Raw genomic sequence first — 24,279 nt, 5'->3', positions numbered from 1 at the left:
ATTATAATGCGCCCCCATGTCGAACGTACCCAATAGTCCGGCCGCCGATGAGAGCGGACCGCCGCGCCAGGGTCGCGCCCACGGCTCGCGCCACGCGCGCGTGCCGCCGAACCCGATTCCGCCCTTCGAATTTCCCGCCGCGCTGCCGGTCAGCGGTCGCCGCGAGGAGATCGCGCGTGCCATCCGCGACAATCAGGTCGTGATCGTCTCGGGCGAAACGGGCTCGGGCAAGACCACGCAACTGCCGAAGATCTGCCTCTCGCTCGGGCGCGGGCGCGGCGCGGGCGGCAGCGGGCTCATCGGTCATACGCAGCCGCGCCGGATCGCTGCGTCGGCCACGGGGCGGCGCATCGCCGAGGAACTCGGCACGCCGTTCGGCGAGGTGGTCGGATACAAGGTGCGTTTCACCGACAATCTGGCGCCGGGCGCATCGGTCAAGCTCATGACCGATGGCATTCTGCTCGCCGAGACGCAGACCGATCCGCTGTTGCGCGCCTACGACACGCTCATCATCGACGAGGCGCACGAACGCAGCCTGAACATCGATTTTCTGCTCGGCTATCTGAAGGAGATCCTGCCGAAGCGGCCCGATCTGAAGCTGATCGTCACGTCGGCCACGATCGATGCCGAGCGCTTCGCGCGTCATTTCGGTACTGAGTCGAAGCCCGCACCCGTCATCGAAGTGAGCGGGCGGCTTTACCCCGTCGAGATCCGCTACCAGCCCGTCGAGGACCCGCGCGAGCGCAGCGCGGCGATCAAGGCGGCGCAGGGTACGGCGGCCACACCGTCCCCGCGCGAACGCGCGAAAGGTGCGCGCGAAGCCGAGCGCGATCTCATCGACGCGATCGTCGATGCCGTCGACGACCTGTGCCGCGAAGGCCCGGGCGACGTGCTCGTCTTTCTGCCGGGCGAACGCGAGATTCGCGACACCGCCGAGGCGCTGCGCAAACACCACCCGCCGCACACCGAAATTCTGCCGCTCTTCGCGCGGCTCTCCGCGGCCGAGCAGGCGCGCGTGTTCAAATCGTCGAATGCCCGGCGGATCGTGCTCGCAACGAACGTCGCCGAAACCTCGCTGACGGTGCCGGGCATTCGCTATGTCGTCGATACGGGGCTCGCACGCGTGAAGCGTTACTCGTACCGCAACAAGGTGGAGCAGTTGCAGGTCGAGCCGGTGTCGCAGGCCGCGGCCAATCAACGGGCCGGGCGTTGCGGCCGGGTGGCGGACGGCATCTGCATCCGGCTTTACGACGAAGCCGATTTTCAGGCGCGCGCGCGGTTCACCGAGCCGGAAATCCTGCGTTCGTCGCTGGCGGCCGTGATTTTGCGGATGAAGGCGCTGCACCTCACCGCCATCGAGACGTTTCCGTTCATCGAGCCGCCGCCGGGCCGCGCCATTGCCGACGGCTACCAATTGCTGGCCGAGCTGGGCGCCGTCGACGACGACAATGAACTGACGCCGCTCGGGCGCGAGCTGGCGAAGCTGCCGCTCGATCCCCGCGTGGGGCGCATGATCCTCGCCGCGCGCGATCAGGATGCGCTCGCCGAGGTGCTCGTCATTGCGAGCGCGCTCTCGGTTCAGGACCCGCGCGAGCGGCCCGCCGAGGCGCAGGAGCAGGCCGATCAGGCGCACCGTGCCTTCGCCGACGAGCGATCGGAATTCCTGCAATGGCTCAAGATCTGGCGTTGGTTCGGCGAAGCAGTGGCGCACAAGAAATCGAACCGGCAACTGGTCGATGCGTGCCGCGAGCGCTTTCTTTCGCATCTGCGGCTGCGCGAATGGCGCGATGTTCATTCTCAACTGCTCACCGTGGTGCGTGAGCACGGCTGGCGGATCAACGAAAGCGAAGCGACCTTCGAGCAGATTCATCTGGCCCTGATGACCGGCCTCATCGGCAATCTAGGCCTCAAGGCCGACGACGAGCCGTACTATCTCGGCGCTCGCGGAATCAAGTTCTTTCTCTGGCCCGGCTCGACGCTGGCCAAGAAGGCGGGGCGCTGGGTGATGGCGGCCGAGCTGGTCGAGACGAGCCGCCTCTATGCGCGCTGTCTCGCGAAAATCGAGCCGGAATGGATCGAGAAGGTCGCGTCGCACCTGCTCAGGAAATCGCTCTCGGAGCCGCATTGGGAAAAGCGTGCGGCCCAGGTGGCGGCATTCGAGCGCGCCGTGCTCTTCGGGCTGCCCGTCTACCATCGGCGGCGCGTCGCGTTCGGCTCGCAGGATCCGGCGCGCGCGAGAGAGCTTTTCATTCGCGGTGCGCTCGTCGAGGGCGAGTTCGATACCAAGCTCGGGTTTTTCGCCCACAACCGCAAGCTGCTTGCCGACATCGAGCAACTCGAGCACAAGTCGCGCCGGCAGGACGTGCTGGTCGACGACGAACTGATCTTCGCGTTTTACGATCAGGCGCTGCCCAAAGGCATCTACACGGGGGCCGCATTCGAGCGCTGGTACCGCAATGAAGTGAAACGCAGCGGCCAGCCGGAGGACAAGCTCCGCTTGCTCTATCTGTCGCGCGACGACCTCATGCGTCACGAGGCGGCGGGCATTACGACCGATCTGTTTCCGAAGCGTGTCGCGATGGCGGGCGTCGACATGGCGCTCGCCTATCATTTCGAGCCGGGCTCGCCGCGCGACGGCGTGACGCTCGCCGTGCCGCTTTTTGCGCTCAATCAGGTCGACGCGCTGCGCGCGGAATGGCTCGTGCCGGGCATGCTGAAGGAAAAGGTCCAGTTGCTGCTCAAATCGCTGCCGCAGAAGCTGCGCCGGCATTGCGTGCCGCTGCCGGAGTACGCAGCGGGATTCGTCGAACGTCACGCCGGACGCTTTGGCGTGCCCCCATTGCACTCCTCGAAGGGGGCTGCCGTCGGGGCGGGCGAGCCGCCTCGCGGCGCAGCCGGTCTGGTCGAGGCGCTGATCGCCGACGTGCGCGAGACGACGCAGGTCTCGATGAAACCGACCGACTTCAAGCTCGAAACGCTGCCGGCCCACCTCTTCATGAACTTCAAGGTCGTCGACGAGCACGGGCGGCAGCTCGCGATGGGCCGCAATCTGGCTCAGTTGCGCGCCGAACTCGGCGGCGAGGCGCAGCGGCAGTTCCAGAAGCTGGCCGTCGGTGCGTCGCTCGACGGCGCTGCCGGCATCGGGCACGCGCGCCCGGATGCCGAGGCCGGCGCGCGCGGACCTGCCGGGGCGCGACAGGCGCCGCGTGAAACGGCGGCGGCCGAGTCCTCCCGCAATGCGTCGGCCGGCGCGGGCGGCGAGGCGACGGCGCTGTACGAGAACCTGACGACCTGGAACTTCGGCAAATTGCCGGAACTGCTGGAGATCCGCCGCGGCGGCCAGACGTTGTTCGGCTATCCGGCGCTCGTCGATCGCACGACCCATTGCGACGTCGAAGTCTTCGATTCGCCCGACGAGGCGGCGCGGGCGCACCGCGCCGGTCTGCGGCGGCTTTTCGCGTTGCAATTGCGCGAGCCGATCAAATATCTGGAGAAAAACCTCCCCGGCCTTCGCGAAATGGCGCTGCAGTTCATGCCGCTCGGTACGCAAGAGGAGCTGCGCGATCAGCTGATCGACACGGCGCTCGACCGCGCGTGCCTGCAAGATCCGCTACCCGACGACGACGCGACGTTTCACGCGCACCGCGACGAGGGCAAGAGCCGGCTTTCGTTGCTCGCGCAGGAAATCGCGCGACTCGTCGGACAAATCCTCGCCGAATACGCGGCCGTGACGAAAAAGCTCGTGCAGGCCAAGCCGCACGCGGCCGCTTACGCGGATATGCAGCAGCAACTGCAGATGCTGATCGGCAAGCGGTTCATCGTAGACACGCCGTATGCCCAGCTTGCTCATTTCCCTCGCTACTTGAAGGGCATTGCGCTGCGCATCGACAAGCTCAAGGCCGATCCGGCCCGCGACGCACGGCAATTCGCGGAGCTGCAGCCGCTCGCGCAGCAATACCAGCGCGCGCGGCAGGCCCGCGGCGGCGTACCGGACGCGCGGCTCGCCGAGTTTCGCTGGTTGCTCGAGGAGCTGCGCATTTCGCTCTTCGCGCAGGAGCTGCGCACGCCGATGCCCGTTTCGACGAAGCGGCTCCATAAGGTGTGGGAATCGCTGCAAAGATGATCGAGAAAACTTCGACGGTGCCGATAACCCGATTAGGGCGCGCAAACGGAAAAAGCAGTATTTATTCCGAGGCCGTCAACCTCGGCCCGCGCCAAGCCGTTTAAAAGGGCGTTGGCCATTCGAACGAGTTCTCATGCCCAAGATTATTTCCTTCCGCGCGCGGGGCCTGATCGGCACCGCCGCGCTCGCGCTGCTGGCGGCAAGCGCCGCCGCCGTCTCGTTGCCTGCCAATGCCAACAACGTCATCGTTCTGAATTCGGCCGAGGCGACGCTTTCGCTGATCGACGAGGCGACGCATCAGGTCGTCGGTACGGTGCCGACGGGCAAGGAACCTCATCACCTGATGGCGACGCCCGACAATAAAACGTTGATCGTCGCGAATTCGGTCTCGAACGATCTGATCTTCGTCGATCCGAAGACGGGCAAGCCCCAAGGGCGCGTGCCCGGCATCGAGGACCCGTATCAGCTCGGTTTTTCGCCCGATCGCAAGTGGTTCGTCACGACGGGGCTGCGTCTGGACCGGCTCGACATCTACAGTTACGACGCGCCTACGAACGGCCTGAAGCTCGTGCGGCGCCTGCCGCTTGCGACGATGCCGAGCCATATGGCGTTTTCCAACGACAGCCGGACCGTGTTCGTGACGCTGCAGGTGTCGGGCGAACTCGCGGCGATCGATCTGCCGACGCAGACAGTGCTCTGGAAAATGCCCGTCGGTAAGACCCCGGCGGGGCTCTGGATGACGCCGGGCGACAAATATCTGCTCGTCGGCATGACGGGCGAGGACGACGTGGCAGTCGTCGACTGGCGCACGCGGTCCGTAGTCAAGCGGATCAGGACGGGTAACGGCGCGCACAACTTCCGCTCGCTCGACGACGGCCGCCATGTGCTCGTCAGCAACCGCGTTGCGAATACGATCAGCATCCTCGACGAACAGACGCTGACGAACGTCGGCGAAATCACGGGCCTGCTGCCTGGCCCCGACGACATGGAACTCACCGCGGACAAACGCTACCTCTGGGTGACGTTCCGCTTTGCGAAACACGTCGGCATCATCGACATGACCACGAAAAAGCTCGTGCAGACGATTGCCGTCGGCCGCTCGCCGCATGGGATCTATTTCTACGATCGCGCCCCGGTAACGGCCGCGAACGGCGCGTAAGCCAGGGGCCGCGCGCGCCGCTATGCTGCATTCGGTCATCGCTTCGCTCGACGGCGTCGTCTCGGCGCTGCAGACCTGGGCCTATGTCCACGTGGTCCAGCCGCTCCTGTTCCGGTTCGGCTGGATGGACTACGACGAAGATTCCTACGATGCGCTCTATCCGGTGATCGTCGGCTTGCTGACGATCGGTGCAACCTATCTGCTGCTGCGCCCCCTCGAGGCGCTGCGTCCCGTCGAGCGATGGGAAAACCGCCGGGCCGTGCGCGTCGACGTCCTCTATACGGCCATCTCCAAGCTTGGCGTCTTCAATCTGCTGTTCTTCCTCGGTTTCCAGCCGTTCTTTGCCGACTTGCAGGTCTGGCTGCGCTATCGCGGCATCGCCAACATGGACCTCGATCACCTGTGGCCCGGCGTCACGTCGCAGCCGATCGTGGCATTCCTCATCTACCTCGTCGTACTGGATTTCGCCGGCTACTGGTATCACCGCTGGCAGCATCGCTTCGGCATCTGGTGGGAGCTGCATGCGGTTCACCATAGTCAGCGCCAGTTGTCGCTCTGGTCGGACGATCGCAACCATTTGCTCGACGGAATCGCTCAGGCTTCGTTCTTCGCTGCCATCGCGCTGGCGATCGGGGTGGCGCCGACGCAGTTCGTGGTGCTCACGGCCGTGACGAACTTTCTGCAAAGCGTGCAACACACCAACGCGCGGTTCGGCTTCGGGCGTCTGTTCGAACGGGTACTCGTCAGCCCGGCGTTCCATCGTCGCCATCACGCGGTCGGCTACGGACACGAGGGCACCGCCTACGGCTGCAATTTCGGCGTGCTCTTCCCCTGGTGGGATATGCTCTTCGGCACTGCCTCGTGGGTTCGGTCCGTCGAGCCGACGGGGATCCGTCAGGAAATCGAGGGCGAATCGTATGGCGATGGCTTTTTCTCGCAGCACTGGCTCGCGTTCGCGCGTATCGCGCGGCGGCTCGGGTTCGGCCGCGGCGCGGGCCGAGGCAGTGCGCCGGCTGCCTGAAGGCGCATGCCGATGAACGAGCTCATGCGTGCATTCGGCCGGGCGCTCGCGGGCGTGCTGCACCCGCGCGTGCTGTGGCTCACGTTCTTGCCGTTCGTGATCGCCTCGGCGGGATGGGGGCTTTTCTTCTGGTTCACCTGGCAGGACCTCGTCGGCACCGCGCGCGGCTGGCTTGCCGGCTCGACGTTGGGGATGGCGCTTTACCGCGCGTTCGACTGGGTGGGCTTGACCAACCTGCATGCGGTGATTGCGCCGCTCATCGTCGTCGCGTTCTCGATTCCGGTCATCGTTTCCACCGTATTGCTGCTGATCGCCACGCTGTCGATGCCGATGGTGGTGCGGCACCTGTCGGCCCGCCGGTTCCCGACACTGGAGGCGCGGCACGGCGGAACCTGGTACGGCAGCCTCGCGTACGGCATTGCGACGACACTCGTTTGCCTGCTGCTCATTCTCCTCACGCTGCCGCTTTTCGTTCTGCTTGCGCCGCTGCTGCTGATTCCGCCGCTTTTTGCCCTGATTTCGCCGCTCTTCGCGCTGATTCCGACGCTGTTATGGGGCTGGCTCACCTATCGCGTGATGACATACGACGCGCTGGCGCTGCACGCGAGCCGCGCCGAGCGGATCGCGTTGATGCGGCGCCACCGTGTGCCGCTGCTCGCGATCGGCATTGCGAGCGGCCTCATGGGGACGTTGCCGACGTTACTCTGGGCCTGGTCGCTCTGGCTCGTCGTGCTCTTTCCCGTCATTGCAGCCGTCACGATCTGGATGTACGCGTTCATCCTCGTGTTCTCCGCGCTCTGGTTCGGTCACTATTGCCTGGAGGCATTGCAGGCGATGCGCGAAGAAGAGGGCTTGCAGCCGTCACGATCATGAACGACGATGAGCGATCTCTCATCTTCGTGAGGCGGTCATGGCATTTGGCGTCATCATCATCGGCGATGAAATCCTGTCGGGTCGGCGTACCGACAAGCATCTGCCGAAGGTCATCGAGCTATTGAACGCGCGGGGCCTGGCGCTCGCCTGGGCCGAGTACGTCGGCGACGACCCCGCACGGATCACGGCCACGCTCGAGCGCAGTTTCGCCTCGGGCGACATCGTCTTTTCGACGGGAGGCATTGGCGCGACGCCGGACGACCATACCCGGCTTTGCGCGGCCAACGCGCTCGGTGTTCCGCTCGAGTTGCACCCGGAGGCGGCCGAACTGATTCGCCAGCGAATCCGCGACATGCACCCGGCCGGCGCGCCCCCGCTCGATCTCGATTCCCCCGAAAACCGTCATCGCCTCAATATGGGCGTCTTTCCGCGCGGCGCCTCGATCATTCCGAACGGCTACAACAAGATTCCGGGGTTCTCGATCGGCGATCACCATTTCGTTCCCGGTTTCCCCGTGATGGCCTGGCCGATGATCGAATGGGTACTCGATACGAAGTACGCGCAGATGCACCATCAAGTCGCGCATGCCGAGCGATCGCTGCTCGTGTTCGAACTCATGGAGTCGACGCTGACGCCATTGATGGAGAAAATCGAAGCCGATTTTCCGGGCGTTCGCGTATTCAGCCTGCCGAGCGTGGGCGACGCGGAGCGTGGCGGCGTCTATGCCCGGCGGCACATCGATCTCGGTGTGAAGGGCGAACCCGAAGCCGTCGCCGCAGCCTTCGTCAAGTTGCGCGAAGGGGTGCACCTGCTCGGCGGCGATGTCGTCGAACCCGAAGCCGGGCAGACGCGATAGGCTCACCCCGAGCGAGCCACGTCCTGGACGAGCGTTCGCGCGGGCGCAAGCTCAGGCGCCGAGCCAGGGCAACCCGCTGTGGCACCAGCCGTCGACGGTCTTGCGATGACCGTTGCCGTCCTTCGCGCCTTCGAAACCCTCCAGCAGATCGAACGCTTTGCCGAAGCCCGCCTTTTCGGCTGCGACGGCGGCCAGCTTCGAGCGCGCGGCGCTGCGGCACAAAAAGATGAGGTGCGTATCGGCCGAGACTGCGCTGCGCAGCTGTTCGATGAACTCCGCGTTCGGCACGCCGCCGGGGTAGCGCGTCCATTCGATGTGGATATACTGGCCGTCGCCGACGACCGGGCGGCCGACCCAATCGAGTTCGGCGCGCGTGCGGACATCGACGAGCCGGGCCTCGGGCTTGAGCTGGAGAAACTCGAAAGCCTCGGCCGGCGTGAAAGCGCCGGCGTAGGGCAGTTGATGTTCGGCGCGGCGTTTGTTCGCTTGCGCCAGGATCTGTTCGAGCGTACTCATGAAGCCGGTCTCCTCGTGGCAAAAAAGCATTCTAGCGCGGCGAGCTTGCGTGCGAGAACGAACAGGTTGGGGCGTGAGGACAAGGGAATGCCCCAGAGAGGTGCATAATCACACCGAATGCACCGGATTCGAGCGCTCCGGCGCGCTGCGTTCGCATCGCGCACCGAAAAGGTGCCTTTCTGCCGACCCGCACGGCGACAAGGCACGTCACGGTGCAGCGCAGCGTTCCAACGCGGGGCGCGGCACTTGGCGTCGGCACGAGGGACCAACTAAGTCGTGCGGGAAAACGAGCATGCCTGGCACGAAAGATGCTCTAACGGGCGGCGACCGCTTGCGCGGTGGCATCCGGCGTACGCAAGTCGTTCGCCGGGGCTTTCGCGCAGTGAAGAACCGCCGAACCTATCAAATGGAGAAGAGGATATGAGTAAAACCGTGGCCGACGTCATGCAGCTCGTCAAGGACGAGGACGTCAAGTTCGTCGACTTTCGCTTCACCGACACGCGCGGCAAGGAGCAGCACGTCTCCGTTCCGCTGTCGGCGTTCGACGGCGACAAGTTCGAAAGCGGCCATGCGTTCGATGGTTCCTCGATCGCGGGCTGGAAGGGCATCGAAGCATCGGACATGTTGCTCGTGCCGGACCCCAACACCGCTTTCATCGACCCGTTCTACGAAGAGCCGACGCTCGTGTTGACGTGCGATGTGGTCGAGCCCGCGGACGGCAAGGGTTACGAGCGCGATCCGCGCTCGCTCGCCAAGCGCGCCGAAGCCTACCTGAAGAGCACCGGCCTGGGCGACACCGCCTTCTTCGGACCGGAACCCGAGTTCTTCATTTTCGATTCGGTGCAGTGGAACACGGATATGTCGGGCTGCTTCGTGAAGATCGGCTCGGAAGAAGCGCCGTGGTCGTCGGGCAGGGAATTCGAAGGCGGCAACACCGGTCACCGTCCGGGCACGAAGGGCGGCTATTTCCCGGTCGCACCGGTGGATTCGTTCCAGGACATGCGCTCGGAAATGTGTCTGCTGCTCGAGCAGATCGGCATTCCCGTCGAAGTGCACCACCACGAAGTGGCCGGCCAGGGCCAAAACGAGATCGGCACCAAGTTCGCGACGCTCGTGCAGCGCGCCGACTGGACGCAGCAGCTCAAGTACATCGTCCACAACGTCGCGCATACGTACGGCAAGACGGCGACGTTCATGCCGAAGCCGGTCGTCGGCGACAACGGTTCGGGCATGCACGTTCACCAGTCGATCTGGAAGGATGGTCAGAACCTGTTCGCCGGTAACGGTTATGCGGGCCTCTCGGAGTTCGCGCTGTTCTACATCGGCGGCATCATCAAGCATGCTCGCGCGCTGAACGCGATCACGAACCCGACGACGAACTCGTACAAGCGCCTCGTGCCGCACTTCGAAGCACCGGTGAAGCTGGCCTACTCGGCGCGCAACCGCTCGGCCTCGATCCGTATTCCGCACGTGTCGAATCCGAAGGGCCGCCGTATCGAGACGCGCTTCCCGGACCCGATGGCCAATCCGTACTTCGCGTTCTCGGCGCTGATGATGGCGGGCCTCGACGGCGTGCAGAACAAGATCCATCCGGGCGAAGCCGCGGACAAGAATCTCTACGATCTGCCGCCGGAAGAAGACGCGAAGATCCCGACCGTCTGTGCCGGTCTCGATCAGGCGCTCGAGGCGCTCGACAAGGATCGCGAGTTCCTCACGCGCGGTGGCGTGTTCACGGACGGGATGCTCGACGCGTATCTGGAGCTCAAGGAAGGCGAACTGCAACGCTACCGCATGACGACGCATCCGATCGAGTTCGAAATGTACTACTCGCTCTAAGCATTGCGATGCGCAGCGCCCACCTCCGTGGCCGTTGCGCAGAACATGCTTGCGATCGGTCTCGAGGGACGGCGCCGCCGTCCCTTTTTTGTGTGTCGGCCTCAGTGAGCGCTTCGGCGCTTGCTGCGGCTTCCTGCCGGGTCGGCCCAGGGTGACCGTGCTTTCACGATGGCGCTAAAAAATCTGATCAAGACCAGCAAAGGGCAGAGCGAGCCTTTGACAGACGATGCCGCGCTTGGCGCATCCGGTCTGTTGCCGGGTCTCGAGGCGTTGCCGACGGTCGTGCTCGTGCTCGAAAAGCGCACGCTGCGCGTCGCATTCGCGAACCCGTCCGCCGAGTCGCTGCTCGATTTATCGCGGCGTCAATTGATGCAGATGTCGTGGCCCGACATCTTTGCGAACGGTGATGTGCTCGTCGAGACGATCGCGGCGATCGCGGAACAACGGTTCCATGCGACGCATCTCGACGCGGAATTCGAGCGTCCGGGCCGTGAAACGCTGCAAGTGCACATGGTGGTGGGTTTTCTCGAAAGCGCGCCGGACTACGTGTTGCTCGAGCTGTTCCAGAACGAGCGGCACTTGCGTACCGATCGCGAGGAACGCATTCACGATCTGGCGACCGCCAACAAGCAGTTGATCCGTAACCTCGCGCATGAAATCAAGAACCCGCTTGGCGGTATTCGCGGCGCGGCGCAATTGCTCGAATTGGAACTCGACGCGCGGGAGCGGCACGAGCTGCGCGAGTACACGCAGGTGATCGTCAAGGAATCCGATCGATTGCAAACGCTCGTCGACCGCCTGCTCGAGCCGCATCGGCATCCGCATATCGTGGGCGACGTGAATATCCATGAAGTCTGCGAACGCGTGCGAGCGGTCATCCTGGCGGAGTTTCCGCGCGGCCTCACGATCGAGCGCGATTACGACGTGAGCGTGCCCGAGCTGCGCGGCGACAAGGAGCAACTGATTCAGGCGCTGCTCAACATCGTGCGCAATGCGGCCCAGGCACTGCGCGAACGTATCAGCGAGGGCGATGCGCGCATCGCGCTGCGCACCCGCGTGGCGCGCAATGTCACGATCGCCAAGCGCCTTCACAAACTGGCATTGGACTTGCGTGTCATCGACAACGGCCCGGGCATCCCGCACGACATCCGCGAGCGCATTTTCTATCCGCTCGTCTCCGGCCGCGAGGGGGGCAGTGGGCTCGGCCTCACGCTCGCGCAGACCTTCGTGCAACAGCACGACGGGATGATCGAAGTGGAAAGCCGGCCGGGCCACACCGAGTTTCAGATTCTATTGCCGCTAGATAATTGACCAACGACCTTCCATGAAGCCGATCTGGATAGTAGACGACGACCAATCGATTCGCTGGGTGCTCGAAAAGGCGCTCGCGCGCGAGAACCTGGCCACGCGCAGCTTCCCCAACGTGCGCGAAGCGCTGGCCGCGCTCGAGCACGAGACACCGCAAGTGCTCGTCTCGGACATCCGGATGCCCGGTTCGTCGGGCCTCGATCTCTTGCAGTCGATCCGCCAGCGGCTACCCGAGCTGCCCGTCATCATCATGACGGCGTACTCGGACCTCGACAGCGCCGTGGCCGCGTTTCAGGGCGGCGCATTCGAATACCTCGCGAAGCCGTTCGATATCGATCGCGCCGTCGAGCTCATTCACCGTGCCGTCGACGAGAGCTTGCGCGGTGCCCATGCGGCCGATCCGTCGCTCGCCGACGCGCCCGAGATGCTCGGTCAGGCACCGGCGATGCAGGACATGTTCCGTGCGATCGGGCGCCTTTCGCATTCGTCCGCGACGGTGCTCATCACGGGCGAATCGGGCACCGGCAAGGAGCTCGTCGCGCGCGCATTGCACCGGCATAGCCCGCGTGCGGGCGGCCCGTTCATCGCGCTGAACACCGCCGCGATTCCGAAAGATCTTCTGGAGTCCGAACTGTTCGGCCACGAGCGCGGTGCGTTCACGGGCGCGCAGGCGATGCGGCAAGGTCGTTTCGAGCAGGCAGAGAATGGCACGCTCTTTCTCGACGAAATCGGCGATATGCCGTTCGATCTCCAAACGCGGCTGCTGCGCGTGCTGTCGGATGGGCAGTTCTATCGCGTCGGCGGCCACAGCCCGCTGCGCGCGAATGTGCGCGTGATCGCGGCGACGCACCAGAACCTCGATGCGCGCGTGCGCCAAGGCCTCTTTCGCGAAGATCTCTATCACCGGCTCAACGTCATTCGCTTGCGTTTGCCGCCGCTACGCGAACGCAAGGAGGATATCCCGCTGCTCACACGGCACTTCCTGCAAAAGAGCGCGCGCGATCTCGGGGTCGAGCCGAAGCGCGTATCCGAGGCCACCGTTGCCTATCTTGCCTCGTTGCCGTTCCCGGGCAACGTTCGTCAGCTCGAGAACCTCGCGAACTGGCTCACGGTGATGGCGCCCGCGCAGACCATCGAGATCAAGGACTTGCCGCCCGACCTCGTGCCGCTGCAACAGCCTGCGCATGCCGCCAGCGAGATCGTCGCGGGCACGGCGATAGCCGGCGCCTCGGCTGTTGCGGGCAACATGCCGCTCGAGGCAGAGGCCAACGGCGCGTCGATGACGGCGCCGACACCCGCCGTGCTGGGCACCGTGCCGACCAGCTCGCCGGTGGGCGTATGGGAAAGCGGTCTGCGTACCGAAGTGGCGCGCATGCTGCGGGAAAATGCGCCCGACGTGATGGACGAACTGGCTCGCCGTTTCGAAGCCGCGGTGATACGCGAAGCGCTCGACTTCACCCGGGGACGCAAGGTGGAGGCGGCCGAACGGCTCGGTATCGGGCGCAACACCATTACACGCAAGATCCAGGAGCTGCGTCTCGAATCGTGAGGTGCGAAGGGTGTACACGGGACCGCGCGAGGCACTATGAAGTGCCTCGCGGTGCGTGGCCCCGTGCTACGCTGCCTGAGCGCGGGCGCTCTCAGCGATTGCCATAACGCGGATTGGCTTCGAGAAACACGCCAACGTTGGAAGCATACTCATCGTATTTGAACTGCACATCCGCAAGACCGGCCAATGATTTCAAATAGTGCGGTTTTGTGCCGTAATACGCATCTACGCACGGTTGCTCGAGTACACGGTTGTTTTTGTCGTAACAAGCGGTAAGCGTTCGGGCGACAGGAATCTTCGTGCCGTATCCGGAGCGATTGGCGTCATATTCGGGGGCCTTCGTCCCCAGGTCTCCCTCGGCGAATTTGACTGCCTCGAATTCCGCGGTGTACTGATCGCCGCTATCGGCGTGCACGGCCGTACATTGGACCTTGTATTGGCCGCCTGGGCCCGCAAGCAGGCTTTGCAAAGTGACGACTGAAGCGCCGCTTTGCTCCTGTCCTTGCGCCGTGATGCTTTGTCCGCCGCTATGCGTGGCGATGCATTGAACGGATCGATAGGTCCTCGCGGCGCCCTCCTGGTTGACGAAATCGATCGAGGGCGCCGCGCAAGCGACCGTGGCGAGGCAAAGAGGCAGCAATCCAAAGACGGCGGTTGTTCCAAACTTCATATAGCGGCTTTTCCTATGGGTTGATGTGAGAAGCGCGCTCAGAATAACGTCGGTTCAGCCGATATTTGCGATCACCGGCGCATGATCGGACGGTTGATCCCATTTGCGCGGCGTTTTATCGACTTCACAGTGGGTGCAGCGTTCGGCGAGCGGCGGCGATAACAGAATGTGATCGATCCGCAGGCCGGCATTCCGCCTGAACGCGAGCATGCGGTAATCCCACCAGGTGAACATTTTCTCCGGCTGTTCGAATCGGCGAAAAACGTCGACCAGTCCGAGACCGGTCAGTTTGACGAATGCCGCGCGTTCTTCCGGCGAGACCAGATTTTGTCCCTCCCAAGCTTTCGGGTCATGCACGTCGCGGTCTTCGGGCGCGATGTTGTAGTCGCCCAGCAGCGCGAGCGACGGGTAGCGTGTCATTTCGCCGCGGAGCCATTCGGCAAGCGCTTCGAGCCAGCGTAGCTTGTAGGCGAATTTTTCGGTGGCCGGGGCCTGGCCATTCGGAAAGTATGCCGAGACGATGCGCAGGCCATTCACCGTGGCGGCGATCAGGCGCTGCTGTTCGTCGGCAAAGCCCGGGATGTTGCGCACGATGTCGGTCTCGTCGACTTCGATGCCATCCCGCACGAGGATACCGACGCCGTTATAGGTCTTTTGCCCCGCGCACCAGCTCCGGTAGCCCTTTGCGGCAAGCTCGGCATGCGGGAACTTTTCGTCGGGCATTTTCAGTTCCTGCAGGCACAGCACATCGGCTTGACTGAGCTCGAGCCAATCGATGACATGCTGCTGGCGCACCTTGAGGGAATTCACGTTCCACGTGGCGAGTTTCATGTTTTTCCGCATCCTTGCTAAGACGTTTTTATCCGGTCGGGTAGGGGCTCGTCGTTTCGTTCGCTGCGCGTCATTTTCGGCGATGGGAACGTTCGAGTCCGGTTCGATTCGCTAGCCTGCGACAGCGTGCGTTTTCCGGATCGTATCGCGCTTCGGCATACCCTGTCTTGGTCGGCGGCTCTCATGAAAATCAATCTAAAACAACTCGATATCGCTGCGATCGAGCCGGCGGATCCGGAAGCGCTCGCGTCCGAGGTGTCGCCGCGGCGGCAGCGATCGCCGTCGTCGAACGCGGCTTTGGCTCAGCTCAGGACGCGCTCGGCCGACGAGGGCGCATCGTCGCCGCGATCGAATCGAAGCGATCTCAAGCGGCCGCTCGAGAAAGACGATGACCTGCCGGAGCCGGCGGCGGTGAAACGGCAGCGGCGCCCCGACCTGCCCAGTCCGAGTTCCTCGAGCACCGGGTTGTCTCCAGCGGCTGCTTCGGCGGCGCGGCCCGCGCCGCCGTCGTACAGAAAATGGGCGTCGTTCATGGACGCGGCCCGGCGTCCTGTCAAGCCGCGTATGCCGGGAGACTCGTCGCGAACCGCCACGCCCGATCAACTTCTCAGAGCGGCACGCAAGTACGCGCGCCAGGGCAGCAGCGATCAAATGCTGTGCGATACGCTGAGTCCGAGCCTGGTGGCACGGCTCAATGAACTGCCGATCAAATCGACCTTGGCCTCGGCCATTGCCGCGATGAAGTCGGGCGTCGCGCAAACCAGCTCGGGATTCCGCGAGGTGAGGCTGGCTGGGTCCCCGCGAACGCGGGCTGCGCAGCCTCTCAAAGAGCAGCTCGGCAGGGGCAGGTTTGGCAAGGCCTACGCGGTGACGCTTGCGGAAAATCTGATGAGGGACGGTAAAAATCTTGGCCGAGAGTTCGTTTTCAAGGCGCTCCTTCGCCCCGATCTCGAGAACCCCGTGCCGGTCGATCTGTATGCGGCGTTACGTGGCGACGAGCTGAACGACCCGGCGGCAAGGGAAGCGGTGATCGAGAGGAAAAAGCAGCAGATAATCGATGAATTTCAGATCACGGCGGCGCTGACGAAGACCACTCACGTCATGCAGGTCTACGATCTGGTCCGCATCGACGATGAATTCGGAATCCTGTGCGAAAAGATAAACGGCGAAAGTCTCCGAGGCGTCGTCAAAAAATCGCGAGCGGCGCTCGAAGCGGTCGTGATCGACGAACGAGACTATCTGGACCTCGTGAAGCAGGCTATCGCCGATATCCTCATCGCGATTGCACTGTGCGAGCAGCAAGGGGTGGCCCATTCGGACATTTCTCCCAACAACGTCATGTATGACGCGGACGAGAAGATGTTCAAGCTGATCGATATGGGCAATAGTCGTGAGGTGGGACAAAGGCGTCCGCCGGGCACCCCTGGGTATATCGATATCTGGTCGTCGGTCGCCAATCACAAGAGCGACATCTACGCAGTGGGACAGTTGCTCGCCTATTTCGTCAAACGCGCCACAACGTCAACCGCGATAAGCGGCTTCGCCCCCGAGAGCTTGACCGTCGACGATTTCCCGTTTTTCGATGATCTGCAGTATCTGCCATCGACGGACAGGGACGAAATCCTCGATGTCACTCGCCGCATGATTCAACAGTCGCCTGAAAGCAGGCCTTCGTCGATCGAATTGCTGCGGCATCGATTTTTTGCGGCGCTGGCTCCTCGGGATCAGACACACCTGTCTTACGAAAAGTCGGAGCGATGGGATCGCAGCCAGTCGATATCGTCGAGATTTACGGCATGTTATCCCCACATCGAAGACATGCAGGCCAGGGGCGCTATCTACGACCTCGTATTGGGGTTGAACGAAATGTGGCAAGACGATCAACAGGGGAACCGTCAGGCAGACATCGAGGAGCGCTTGAAAAAACTGAGCGAGCCGTCGGTTCGCCAACTGTTGGATCGCGCCGAGCAACTGCAATGGGGTGGCGCGGGGCTTGCGTCGACTGAATCCGAGCCGGCCGACGCCGACGCATGATGCGTTTCGCCCGCGCAGTGACGGACGACCTTGACTGCGACAGGGTTTTGGCGGCGGGTCTACAATGATTCCAGTCGGTTTCAGCGCGCGTCTGGAACGTGCGCCAGTGCAAACGCGCGCCCACTGATACCGTCATCGTCCTGGGTTGGGATCGCGGGGCCTGAATCAGTACTGTTCTGGTCCTGATTAGGAGAACGATGCGATGCTGCGTATGAGCAAGCTGGCCGATTACGGCACGGTCATCCTCGTCGCGATGGCCCGGGAGCCGGAGGCTGTGCAAAGCGCCGGCAACCTCGCCAGCGTCACCGGCATTCCCGTGCCTACGGTCTCCAAGGTCATGAAAATGCTCGTGCGCGGTGGGCTGACGGCCTCGCTGCGCGGCGTCAGCGGCGGCTACCGGTTGAAACGCTCCGCGGCGCTCGTCTCGCTCGCGGACATCATCGCCGCCGTCGACGGGCCGTTCGGCATGACCGAATGCAGCCTGGCGCCGGGCGTGTGCCAGCAGGAATCGATCTGTAGCGCGCGGGCGAATTGGCAAAAGGTCAATCGTGTCGTCTTCGAAGCACTGAGGCAGGTCTCGCTGGCCGATTTGGCCGGGCCCGTGCTCAGCGATGTCGACATCAGCGCGATTCGCGCACGCGAAGCCGTACCGCTCGTACGCGCCGCCGCGCGCCGCAGCTGACCGGGAGAAACGCATATGAGTTCCACGCCATCCAGCCTCGATCGTCTGATCAATCGCGAATACCGTCACGGATTCGTGAGCGACGTGCTGGCCGATACGCTGCCGCGCGGCCTGTCCGAGGACGTGATCCGGCTCATCTCGGCGAAGAAGGACGAACCGGCATTCATGCTCGAATGGCGGCTCGCCGCCTACCGCCATTGGCTGACGATGACGGAACCCGCCTGGGCCACGGTTCGTCACCCGCCGATCGATTATCAGGACATTGCCTACTATTCGGCGCCGCTCGCACAAAAGGATGGCCCGAAGAGCCTCGACGAAGTCGATCCCGAGTTGCTGCGCACTTACGAAAAGCTCGGTGTTCCGCTTAAGGAGCGCGAATTGCTGGCCGGTGTCGCGGTGGACGCCGTGTTCGACAGCGTCTCCGTGGCAACGACGTTTCGCGAGCAACTCGGCAAGCTCGGCATCGTCTTTTGTTCGTTCTCCGAAGCGGTTCGGGAGCACCCCGATCTGGTGCGCCAGTATCTGGGCTCGGTCGTGCCGCATACCGACAACTTCTATGCCGCGCTGAACTCCGCGGTGTTCAGCGATGGATCGTTCTGCTATATCCCGCCGGGCGTGCGCTGCCCGATGGAGCTCTCAACCTACTTTCGCATCAATGCGCGCAACACGGGGCAATTCGAGCGCACGCTCATCATCGCGGACAAAGGGGCATACGTGAGCTACCTCGAAGGTTGCACGGCGCCGATGCGCGACGAGAACCAGCTGCACGCGGCGGTGGTCGAGCTCGTGGCGCTGGAAGGCGCGCAAATTCGCTATTCGACGGTGCAAAACTGGTATCCGGGCGATGCTCAGGGGCGCGGGGGCATCTACAACTTCGTCACGAAGCGCGGGGATTGCCGCGAAGCCGGCGCGAAAATCTCGTGGACGCAGGTGGAGACGGGCTCGGCCATCACCTGGAAATACCCGAGCGTGATCTTGCGCGGCGACGATTCCGTCGGCGAATTCTATTCGGTCGCACTGACCAATCATCGTCAGCAAGCCGATACGGGCACGAAGATGATCCACCTGGGCCGCAACACGCGCAGCACGATCGTGTCGAAGGGCATTTCGGCCGGGCATGGCAAGAACGCCTACCGCGGTCTCGTGAAAGTCGGTCGCGACGCGCACGGGGCGCGCAATTACACGCAATGCGATTCATTGCTGCTCGGCGATCGTTGCAGCGCGCACACGTTCCCGTATATCGAGGTGAAGAATCCGAGCGCGCACGTCGAGCATGAAGCCTCGACCTCCCGTATCGGCGAGGACCAGCTCTTCTATTGCCGGCAGCGCGGCCTGTCCGAAGAAGACGCGGTTTCGATGATCGTCAACGGATTTTGCAAGGAAGTATTCAAGGAGCTGCCGATGGAGTTCGCGGTCGAGGCGCAGAAGCTGCTCGGCGTGAGCCTCGAAGGCAGCGTCGGTTGAAGCGGCGCAACAGGAACCAGAACCATGCTCCATATCGATGACCTCCATGTCGAAGTGAACGGCAAGCCCATTTTGCGCGGTATCGATCTGCATGTCGGGGCGGGCGAGGTGCACGCCATCATGGGCCCGAACGGCTCGGGCAAGAGCACGCTCGCACACGTGCTCGCCGGCCGCGACGGCTATACGGTGACGGGCGGATCGGTCCGCTACGCGGAGCGCGACCTGCTGGCGCAGGCACCCGAAGAGCGTGCGCGCGAAGGGATATTTCTGGCGTTCCAGTACCCGGTGGAGATTCCCGGCGTCAGCAACGTCTATCTGATGAAAGCGGCTTTGAACGCGCAGCGCAGGCACCGCGGCGAGCCCGAACTCGACGCGATCGATTTCCTGCAACTCGTCAAAGCAAAAATGGCGCTGATGCGGATGGACGAGGGCCTGCTTTACCGGGCTGTCAACGAGGGTTTCTCGGGTGGCGAGAAAAAGCGTAACGAGATTCTGCAGATGGCCGTGCTCGAGCCGCGCCTCGCGATTCTCGACGAGACCGATTCCGGTCTCGATATCGATGCACTGCAGATCGTGGCGGGCGGCGTGAATGCGCTGCGAAGCGCCGAACGCGCATTTGTGCTCGTCACGCACTATCAACGGCTGCTCGATTATGTCGCGCCGGACTACGTGCATGTCCTGGCTCATGGGCGCATCGTCAAGTCGGGCGGGCGGGAATTGGCGCTCGAGCTCGAGCGCAAGGGGTATGGTTGGCTTGCCGACGAAGCAGGCAGTCGAGGCGAGGAGGGCCAGCTATGAGCGATTTAACGGTCGATCGTTATCATCACGCGTTTCGCACGCTCGCGAGGACGCTGCCGGGTGCGGAGCTGCCCTGGCTGCGCGGCGCACGACGCAGCGCGTTCGAACGGTTCGACAAGCTGCGGTTTCCGACTACGCGGCAGGAAGACTGGAAATATACGAACGTGGCGTCGATCGGTGCGCGCGAATGGCATTTTGCGTCGCCGCGCGGCGATGTCGACGTATCGGCAATCGTCGACGATCTCATACTGGACAAGTCGGTGCATCGGCTCGTGTTCGTCAACGGTCGGCATGCGCCAAGGCTCTCGCGAACGAGCGGTCTGCCAGAGGGCATATTCATCGGCAGCCTGACGCGCGCGCTGCGGGAGATTCCCGAGCAGCTCGAGGCGCTCCTTGCCCATCACACACCGCACGACGGTTTCGAGGCGTTGAACACCGCTTTCCTCAGCGATGGTTATGTGCTCGTATTGCCGCCCGATTGCCGGCTCGACGCGCCGATTCAGATGCTGTTCGTCGCCGAGGAAGCCGGCCTCGCCATTCATCCGTTCAATGTCGTGATAGCGGGCCGCGGCGCACGCTGTACCGTCATCGAGCAGTTCGTCGGCGTGGCCGACGACAGCTATCTGACGAACACGGTGACGCGCATCGTCGTCAAGGAGGGGGCCGACGTCGAGCATTGCCGGATTCAGCAGGACGCGCGCCGCGCCTACCATATCGGCCGCCTCGCGCTGGACCAGGAGCGTGCAAGCCATGTTGCATCGCATTCGTTCGCACTCGGTGCCGCCCTGTCGAGGGTTGAGATCGATACACGTCTGATGGGCACCGACGCCGATTGCACGCTCAACGGGCTCTATTTCGCGCTCGCTCGGCAACACGTCGATCATCACACCTGCATCGACCACGAGTCCGCGCGTTGCACGAGCCGCGAGTTCTACCGCGGTGTGCTCGACGGCGCGGCGCACGGCGTGTTCAACGGCCGCGTCATCGTGCATCAGGATGCGCAGAAGACGGACGCGCACCAGTCCAACCGCAATCTGCTGCTGTCACGCGACGCCGAGATCGACACCAAGCCGCAGCTCGAAATCTATGCGGACGATGTCAAGTGTACGCACGGTGCCACCGTCGGCAAGCTCGACGAGGCGCAACTCTTTTATCTGCGCGCGCGCGGCATCGACGAGCCGCAAGCGCGCGCGACGCTGATCTGGGCATTCGCGCGCGATATCGTCGATCGCGTCAGTGACGAAAACGTGCGGGGCCGGCTCGCGAAGATGCTGCTGGCACGCATGCCCGACGGCGAACGGATACAGCGGGAGCTCGCATGAAGCCCATCGAACCGCTCGCTTTTTTCGACGACTCGGCCCATGCGCGGTGGCGCAGCGATTTCCCGATTCTCGACGAACGCGTGCATGGCAAGCCGCTCGTCTACCTCGATAACGGGGCGACGACGCAAAAACCGGCTTCGGTCATCGAGGCGCAACGGGCTTACTACCTGCACTCGAACGCGAACGTTCATCGTGGTGTGCACGAACTCTCGCAGCGCGCGACCGATGCGTACGAGGGCGCACGTGCGCGGATCGCGCGCTTCGTCAACGCGGCGCGCACCGAGGAGATCGTCTTCGTGCGCGGCACGACCGAGGCGATCAACCTCGTTGCGCAAAGCGGCGTGCGTCCTCGCCTGCAGCCCGGCGACGAGATCCTCGTGAGCGCGATGGAGCATCACTCGAACATCGTGCCGTGGCAACTCGTGTGCGCGCAAACGGGGGCCCAGCTCAAAGTGGTGCCGATCGACGACAGCGGTACGCTCGATATGGCCGCCTGCGAACGCATGCTCGGCGAGCGTACGCGGCTCGCAGCGTTCGCGCATGTTTCGAACGCGCTCGGGACGATCAATCCGGTGAAGCAACTCATCGAGCTTGCGCACCGGCGCGGGGTGCCGGTGCTGATCGACGGCGCGCAGGCCATCGCACATCTGCGCGTCGATGTGCAGGCGCTCGATTGCGATTTTTACGCGTTCTCCGGACATAAGGTCTACGGTCCGACCGGTATCGGCGTGCTCTATGCGAAGGCGCGTCATCTCGAGGCGATGCCGCCGTGGCAGGGCGGGGGCGACATGATTCGCTCGGTCACGTTCGAGCACACCGAATACAACGCGATTCCATGGAAGTTCGAAGCGGGCACGCCGGACATTGCCGGGGCGATCGGGCTCGCGGCAGCGCTCGATTATGTCGATGCGATCGGTATCGAGGCCATCGGGGCGCACGAAGCGGCGCTGCTCGCGTATGCGACGCAGGCCGTCGGGGCGCTCCCGCATATACGCCTGATCGGTACCGCGCGCGAGAAGGCCGGCGTGCTCTCGTTCGTTCAGGACGACGTCCATGCGCACGATGTCGGCACGATTCTCGATCACGAGGGTGTTGCCGTGCGAGCCGGACACCATTGCGCAATGCCCGTCATGCAGCGCTTCGGGGTGCCGGCGACGGTGAGGGCATCGTTCGGGCTGTACAACACGCGTGCCGACGTCGACGCGTTGCTGCGCGGGCTGTCGAAGGTACAGGAGGTATTCGGCCGATGAGCGATCTGCGTGAGCTCTACCAGGAGGTGATTTTCGATCACTACCGGCACCCGCGCAACCGCGGGGCGCTGGCGGATGCCAATCACAAGGCCGTCGGCTATAACCCGCTGTGCGGCGATCGGATTTCGCTCTATCTGCTCGTCGAGGACGGCATCGTGAAGTCCGTGCGCTTCGAAGGCTCGGGATGTGCGATTGCGACCGCATCGGCATCGATGATGACGGAGGCGCTCGTCGGCAAAAGCGAGACGCAAGTGCAGGCGCTGTTCGAACGGTTTCACGCGATGGTGACCGAGCAACGCGAGCCATCGGCCGACGAGCGCGAAGCGCTGGGCAAGCTGGCGACGCTGGCTGGCGTGCGTGAATTCCCTGCGCGCATCAAATGCGCGACGCTGGCGTGGCACACGTTGCGTGCTGCATTGAACGATGCGGGCGAGACGGTATCGACGGAATGAGGACGATGCGATGACTGCGATGGATTGGCTCAAACGAAGCGACCGGATCGACCAGTCGAGCGAGGGTGAACTCGAGGAGCGCGTCGTCGAGGCGTTGCGGACCGTCTACGATCCCGAGATTCCCGTCAACATCTACGATCTCGGTCTCATCTATGCGCTCGATGTCGACGAGGCCGCGGGGCGGATCGCGATCCGCATGACGTTGACCGCGCCCGGTTGCCCGGTGGCGCAGACGTTTCCCTCGATCGTAGAGGATGCGGTGCTTTCGGTTGCCGGCGTCAACGACGCGACGGTCGAGCTCGTGTGGGATCCGCCGTGGGACCGGGATCGGATGTCGGAGGCCGCACGGCTGCAATTGGGGATGCTCTGATGTCCGGCTGGATCGATGTTGCACCCGTCGAAGGTTTGCCGCCCGGTTCGTCGAAAACGACCGATGTGGATGGCGTGCCGATCGCGGTCTTCAATGTGGATGGCACCTGCTATGCGATCGAGGACAGGTGCACCCATGATGGAGGCGTGCTGACGGGAGGCGAGGTACAGGGCGATGTCGTCGTATGCCCTCGTCATGGAGCGCGCTTTTGCATCCGGACGGGCAAAGCGATGAGTCCGCCGGCTTATGAAGACGTGCCGACGTTCGACGTGCGCATCGATTCGGGCATCGTACAGGTGCGCGATTCGCGCTGGGACGACGAGGCGGACTAGGGAACGATGCGTTTCAGTCCGCTCGAGCCGCCGCAGCCGGCTACTGGACGGATCGTTCGCATTGCAGGATGATGCGGGAAAGCTACGGAGCCGGAGGCACGCCCATGAGCACTTACGATACGACGCTGAAAGTACGCGATATCGTGGCGATGGACACGATGCTGTTTGGGTTTGAACGCCCAGACGGGTTCCAGTTCAAGGCCGGCCAGGCGATGGATCTGGTGCTCGTCGAGAGCGAAATCGAGGCGGCGCGCGGTGCGCGGCACACGTTTTCGATCGTGACCGCGCCATCCGAGGACGGGCTGGCGATCGCCACACGCATGCGCGACAGCCCGTTCAAGCAGGCATTGAAGCGGTTGCCGCTGGGCGCCAAGGTCCGGCTCGACGGGCCGTTCGGTTCGCTCGTGCAAAAGGATGCAAAGCGCTCGGCCGTTCTCATCGCGGGCGGCATTGGCATCACGCCGTTCATGAGCATGCTCCGCCAGGCGGCTCACGATCAAGCTCCGCAGCTTCTCATGCTCGTCTATTGCAACCGCCGCCCCGAGGATGCCCCCTTCATTTCCGAGCTGACACAGCTCGAGCGCGCGAATTCGAACTTCCGGCTCGTGGCGACGATGACCCAGCCCGGAAAATCGAATATCCATTGGAACGGCCATATCGGCCGAATCGACGAGGCGTTGCTGCGGCAGGTGATGGGCCATGTCAACGAGCCCCTTTATTACTTGGCGGGGCCGCCGGCCATGGTAAGCGACGTCTACCAGACATTGAGCGACATCGGCATTGCCGACGACGCGATCCACAGCGAAGAGTTCTACGGATACTGATGGATCGCG

The 24,279-nt window shown here is 63.6% G+C and carries 21 protein-coding genes; 18 read left to right on the top strand and 3 right to left on the bottom strand.

Annotation, left to right across the window (positions count from 1 at the left end; all coding sequences use genetic code 11):
- Positions 1 to 16 precede the first annotated feature (16 nt).
- From hrpA to ACO1XS_RS11970, 5 genes are all read left to right on the top strand, one after another.
- The gene (hrpA, locus tag ACO1XS_RS11990) at positions 17 to 4,123 is read left to right on the top strand and encodes an ATP-dependent RNA helicase HrpA (protein ID WP_486390778.1); all 4,107 of its coding nucleotides are present in this window, start codon (positions 17 to 19) and stop codon (positions 4,121 to 4,123) included.
- 133 nt (positions 4,124 to 4,256) lie between these two features.
- Positions 4,257 to 5,282, top strand: a complete 1,026-nt coding sequence (locus ACO1XS_RS11985) for a YVTN family beta-propeller repeat protein (RefSeq protein WP_331566834.1) — start codon at positions 4,257 to 4,259, stop codon at positions 5,280 to 5,282.
- Between the two features lie 22 nt (positions 5,283 to 5,304).
- Positions 5,305 to 6,303: a sterol desaturase family protein gene (locus ACO1XS_RS11980; RefSeq protein WP_331566836.1), complete on the top strand. Its 999-nt coding sequence runs from the start codon at positions 5,305 to 5,307 to the stop codon at positions 6,301 to 6,303.
- Between the two features lie 12 nt (positions 6,304 to 6,315).
- Positions 6,316 to 7,176: an EI24 domain-containing protein gene (locus ACO1XS_RS11975; RefSeq protein ID WP_331566838.1), complete on the top strand. Its 861-nt coding sequence runs from the start codon at positions 6,316 to 6,318 to the stop codon at positions 7,174 to 7,176.
- Between the two features lie 37 nt (positions 7,177 to 7,213).
- On the top strand, positions 7,214 to 8,032 hold the full coding sequence (locus tag ACO1XS_RS11970; protein ID WP_331566841.1) for a competence/damage-inducible protein A: 819 nt from the start codon (positions 7,214 to 7,216) through the stop codon (positions 8,030 to 8,032).
- A gap of 51 nt (positions 8,033 to 8,083) precedes the next feature.
- On the opposite strand, the gene ACO1XS_RS11965 is transcribed toward ACO1XS_RS11970, so the two are convergent.
- On the bottom strand, positions 8,084 to 8,548 hold the full coding sequence (locus ACO1XS_RS11965; protein ID WP_331566843.1) for a rhodanese-like domain-containing protein: 465 nt from the start codon (positions 8,546 to 8,548) through the stop codon (positions 8,084 to 8,086).
- A gap of 420 nt (positions 8,549 to 8,968) precedes the next feature.
- Between ACO1XS_RS11965 and glnA the strand changes: the two genes are divergently transcribed.
- From glnA to ntrC, 3 genes are all read left to right on the top strand, one after another.
- Positions 8,969 to 10,384 carry a type I glutamate--ammonia ligase gene (gene glnA / locus ACO1XS_RS11960; RefSeq protein ID WP_331566845.1) on the top strand — a complete coding sequence of 472 codons (1,416 nt, stop codon included), beginning with the start codon at positions 8,969 to 8,971 and terminating at the stop codon, positions 10,382 to 10,384.
- A gap of 168 nt (positions 10,385 to 10,552) precedes the next feature.
- Complete coding sequence (gene glnL / locus ACO1XS_RS11955; RefSeq protein ID WP_331566847.1) at positions 10,553 to 11,695, top strand: nitrogen regulation protein NR(II); 1,143 nt, start codon at positions 10,553 to 10,555, stop codon at positions 11,693 to 11,695.
- Positions 11,696 to 11,708: 13 nt separating this feature from the next.
- On the top strand, positions 11,709 to 13,241 hold the full coding sequence (gene ntrC / locus ACO1XS_RS11950) for a nitrogen regulation protein NR(I) (protein ID WP_331566849.1): 1,533 nt from the start codon (positions 11,709 to 11,711) through the stop codon (positions 13,239 to 13,241).
- A gap of 91 nt (positions 13,242 to 13,332) precedes the next feature.
- Here the strand turns inward: ntrC and ACO1XS_RS11945 are convergent, their stop codons facing one another.
- Positions 13,333 to 13,911, bottom strand: a complete 579-nt coding sequence (locus ACO1XS_RS11945; RefSeq protein ID WP_331566851.1) for a hypothetical protein — start codon at positions 13,909 to 13,911, stop codon at positions 13,333 to 13,335.
- 54 nt (positions 13,912 to 13,965) lie between these two features.
- Positions 13,966 to 14,742, bottom strand: coding sequence for an exodeoxyribonuclease III (xth, locus tag ACO1XS_RS11940; RefSeq protein ID WP_331566853.1), 777 nt, complete (start codon positions 14,740 to 14,742; stop codon positions 13,966 to 13,968).
- A 183-nt stretch (positions 14,743 to 14,925) separates the two neighbouring features.
- Here xth and ACO1XS_RS11935 point away from each other — a divergent pair, with 183 nt between their 5' ends.
- The 10 genes from ACO1XS_RS11935 (at position 14,926) to ACO1XS_RS11890 (ending at position 24,270) form a co-directional block, all read left to right on the top strand.
- A complete protein-coding gene (locus ACO1XS_RS11935; protein WP_331566855.1) occupies positions 14,926 to 16,776 on the top strand; it encodes a serine/threonine-protein kinase in 1,851 nt (616 codons plus the stop codon).
- A gap of 202 nt (positions 16,777 to 16,978) precedes the next feature.
- A complete protein-coding gene (locus tag ACO1XS_RS11930) occupies positions 16,979 to 17,458 on the top strand; it encodes an SUF system Fe-S cluster assembly regulator (protein WP_331566857.1) in 480 nt (159 codons plus the stop codon).
- A 15-nt stretch (positions 17,459 to 17,473) separates the two neighbouring features.
- Positions 17,474 to 18,922, top strand: a complete 1,449-nt coding sequence (sufB, locus tag ACO1XS_RS11925) for a Fe-S cluster assembly protein SufB (protein ID WP_173255393.1) — start codon at positions 17,474 to 17,476, stop codon at positions 18,920 to 18,922.
- Between the two features lie 24 nt (positions 18,923 to 18,946).
- Positions 18,947 to 19,720: a Fe-S cluster assembly ATPase SufC gene (gene sufC / locus ACO1XS_RS11920; RefSeq protein ID WP_331566859.1), complete on the top strand. Its 774-nt coding sequence runs from the start codon at positions 18,947 to 18,949 to the stop codon at positions 19,718 to 19,720.
- Entirely contained in the window at positions 19,717 to 21,042 is a 1,326-nt protein-coding gene (gene sufD / locus ACO1XS_RS11915; RefSeq protein WP_331566861.1) for a Fe-S cluster assembly protein SufD, read from the top strand. The genes sufC and sufD overlap by 4 nt, the downstream gene beginning before the upstream one ends.
- Positions 21,039 to 22,292, top strand: coding sequence for a SufS family cysteine desulfurase (locus ACO1XS_RS11910; RefSeq protein WP_486390776.1), 1,254 nt, complete (start codon positions 21,039 to 21,041; stop codon positions 22,290 to 22,292). The genes sufD and ACO1XS_RS11910 overlap by 4 nt, the downstream gene beginning before the upstream one ends.
- A complete protein-coding gene (gene sufU, locus ACO1XS_RS11905; RefSeq protein ID WP_331566865.1) occupies positions 22,289 to 22,744 on the top strand; it encodes a Fe-S cluster assembly sulfur transfer protein SufU in 456 nt (151 codons plus the stop codon). The genes ACO1XS_RS11910 and sufU overlap by 4 nt, the downstream gene beginning before the upstream one ends.
- 10 nt (positions 22,745 to 22,754) lie before the next feature.
- Positions 22,755 to 23,114 (top strand): SUF system Fe-S cluster assembly protein, encoded by a 360-nt coding sequence (locus ACO1XS_RS11900; protein WP_331566867.1) that lies wholly within the window; start codon positions 22,755 to 22,757, stop codon positions 23,112 to 23,114.
- Positions 23,114 to 23,446 carry a non-heme iron oxygenase ferredoxin subunit gene (locus ACO1XS_RS11895; protein WP_331566869.1) on the top strand — a complete coding sequence of 111 codons (333 nt, stop codon included), beginning with the start codon at positions 23,114 to 23,116 and terminating at the stop codon, positions 23,444 to 23,446. The genes ACO1XS_RS11900 and ACO1XS_RS11895 overlap by 1 nt, the downstream gene beginning before the upstream one ends.
- Before the next feature lie 104 nt (positions 23,447 to 23,550).
- Positions 23,551 to 24,270, top strand: a complete 720-nt coding sequence (locus ACO1XS_RS11890) for a ferredoxin--NADP reductase (protein WP_331566871.1) — start codon at positions 23,551 to 23,553, stop codon at positions 24,268 to 24,270.
- Positions 24,271 to 24,279 lie beyond the last annotated feature (9 nt).

This window comes from Trinickia sp., from assembly GCF_057351765.1.
Note: the sequence above shows the minus strand (reverse complement) of the source record. Positions and strands in the feature narration are given on the sequence as shown.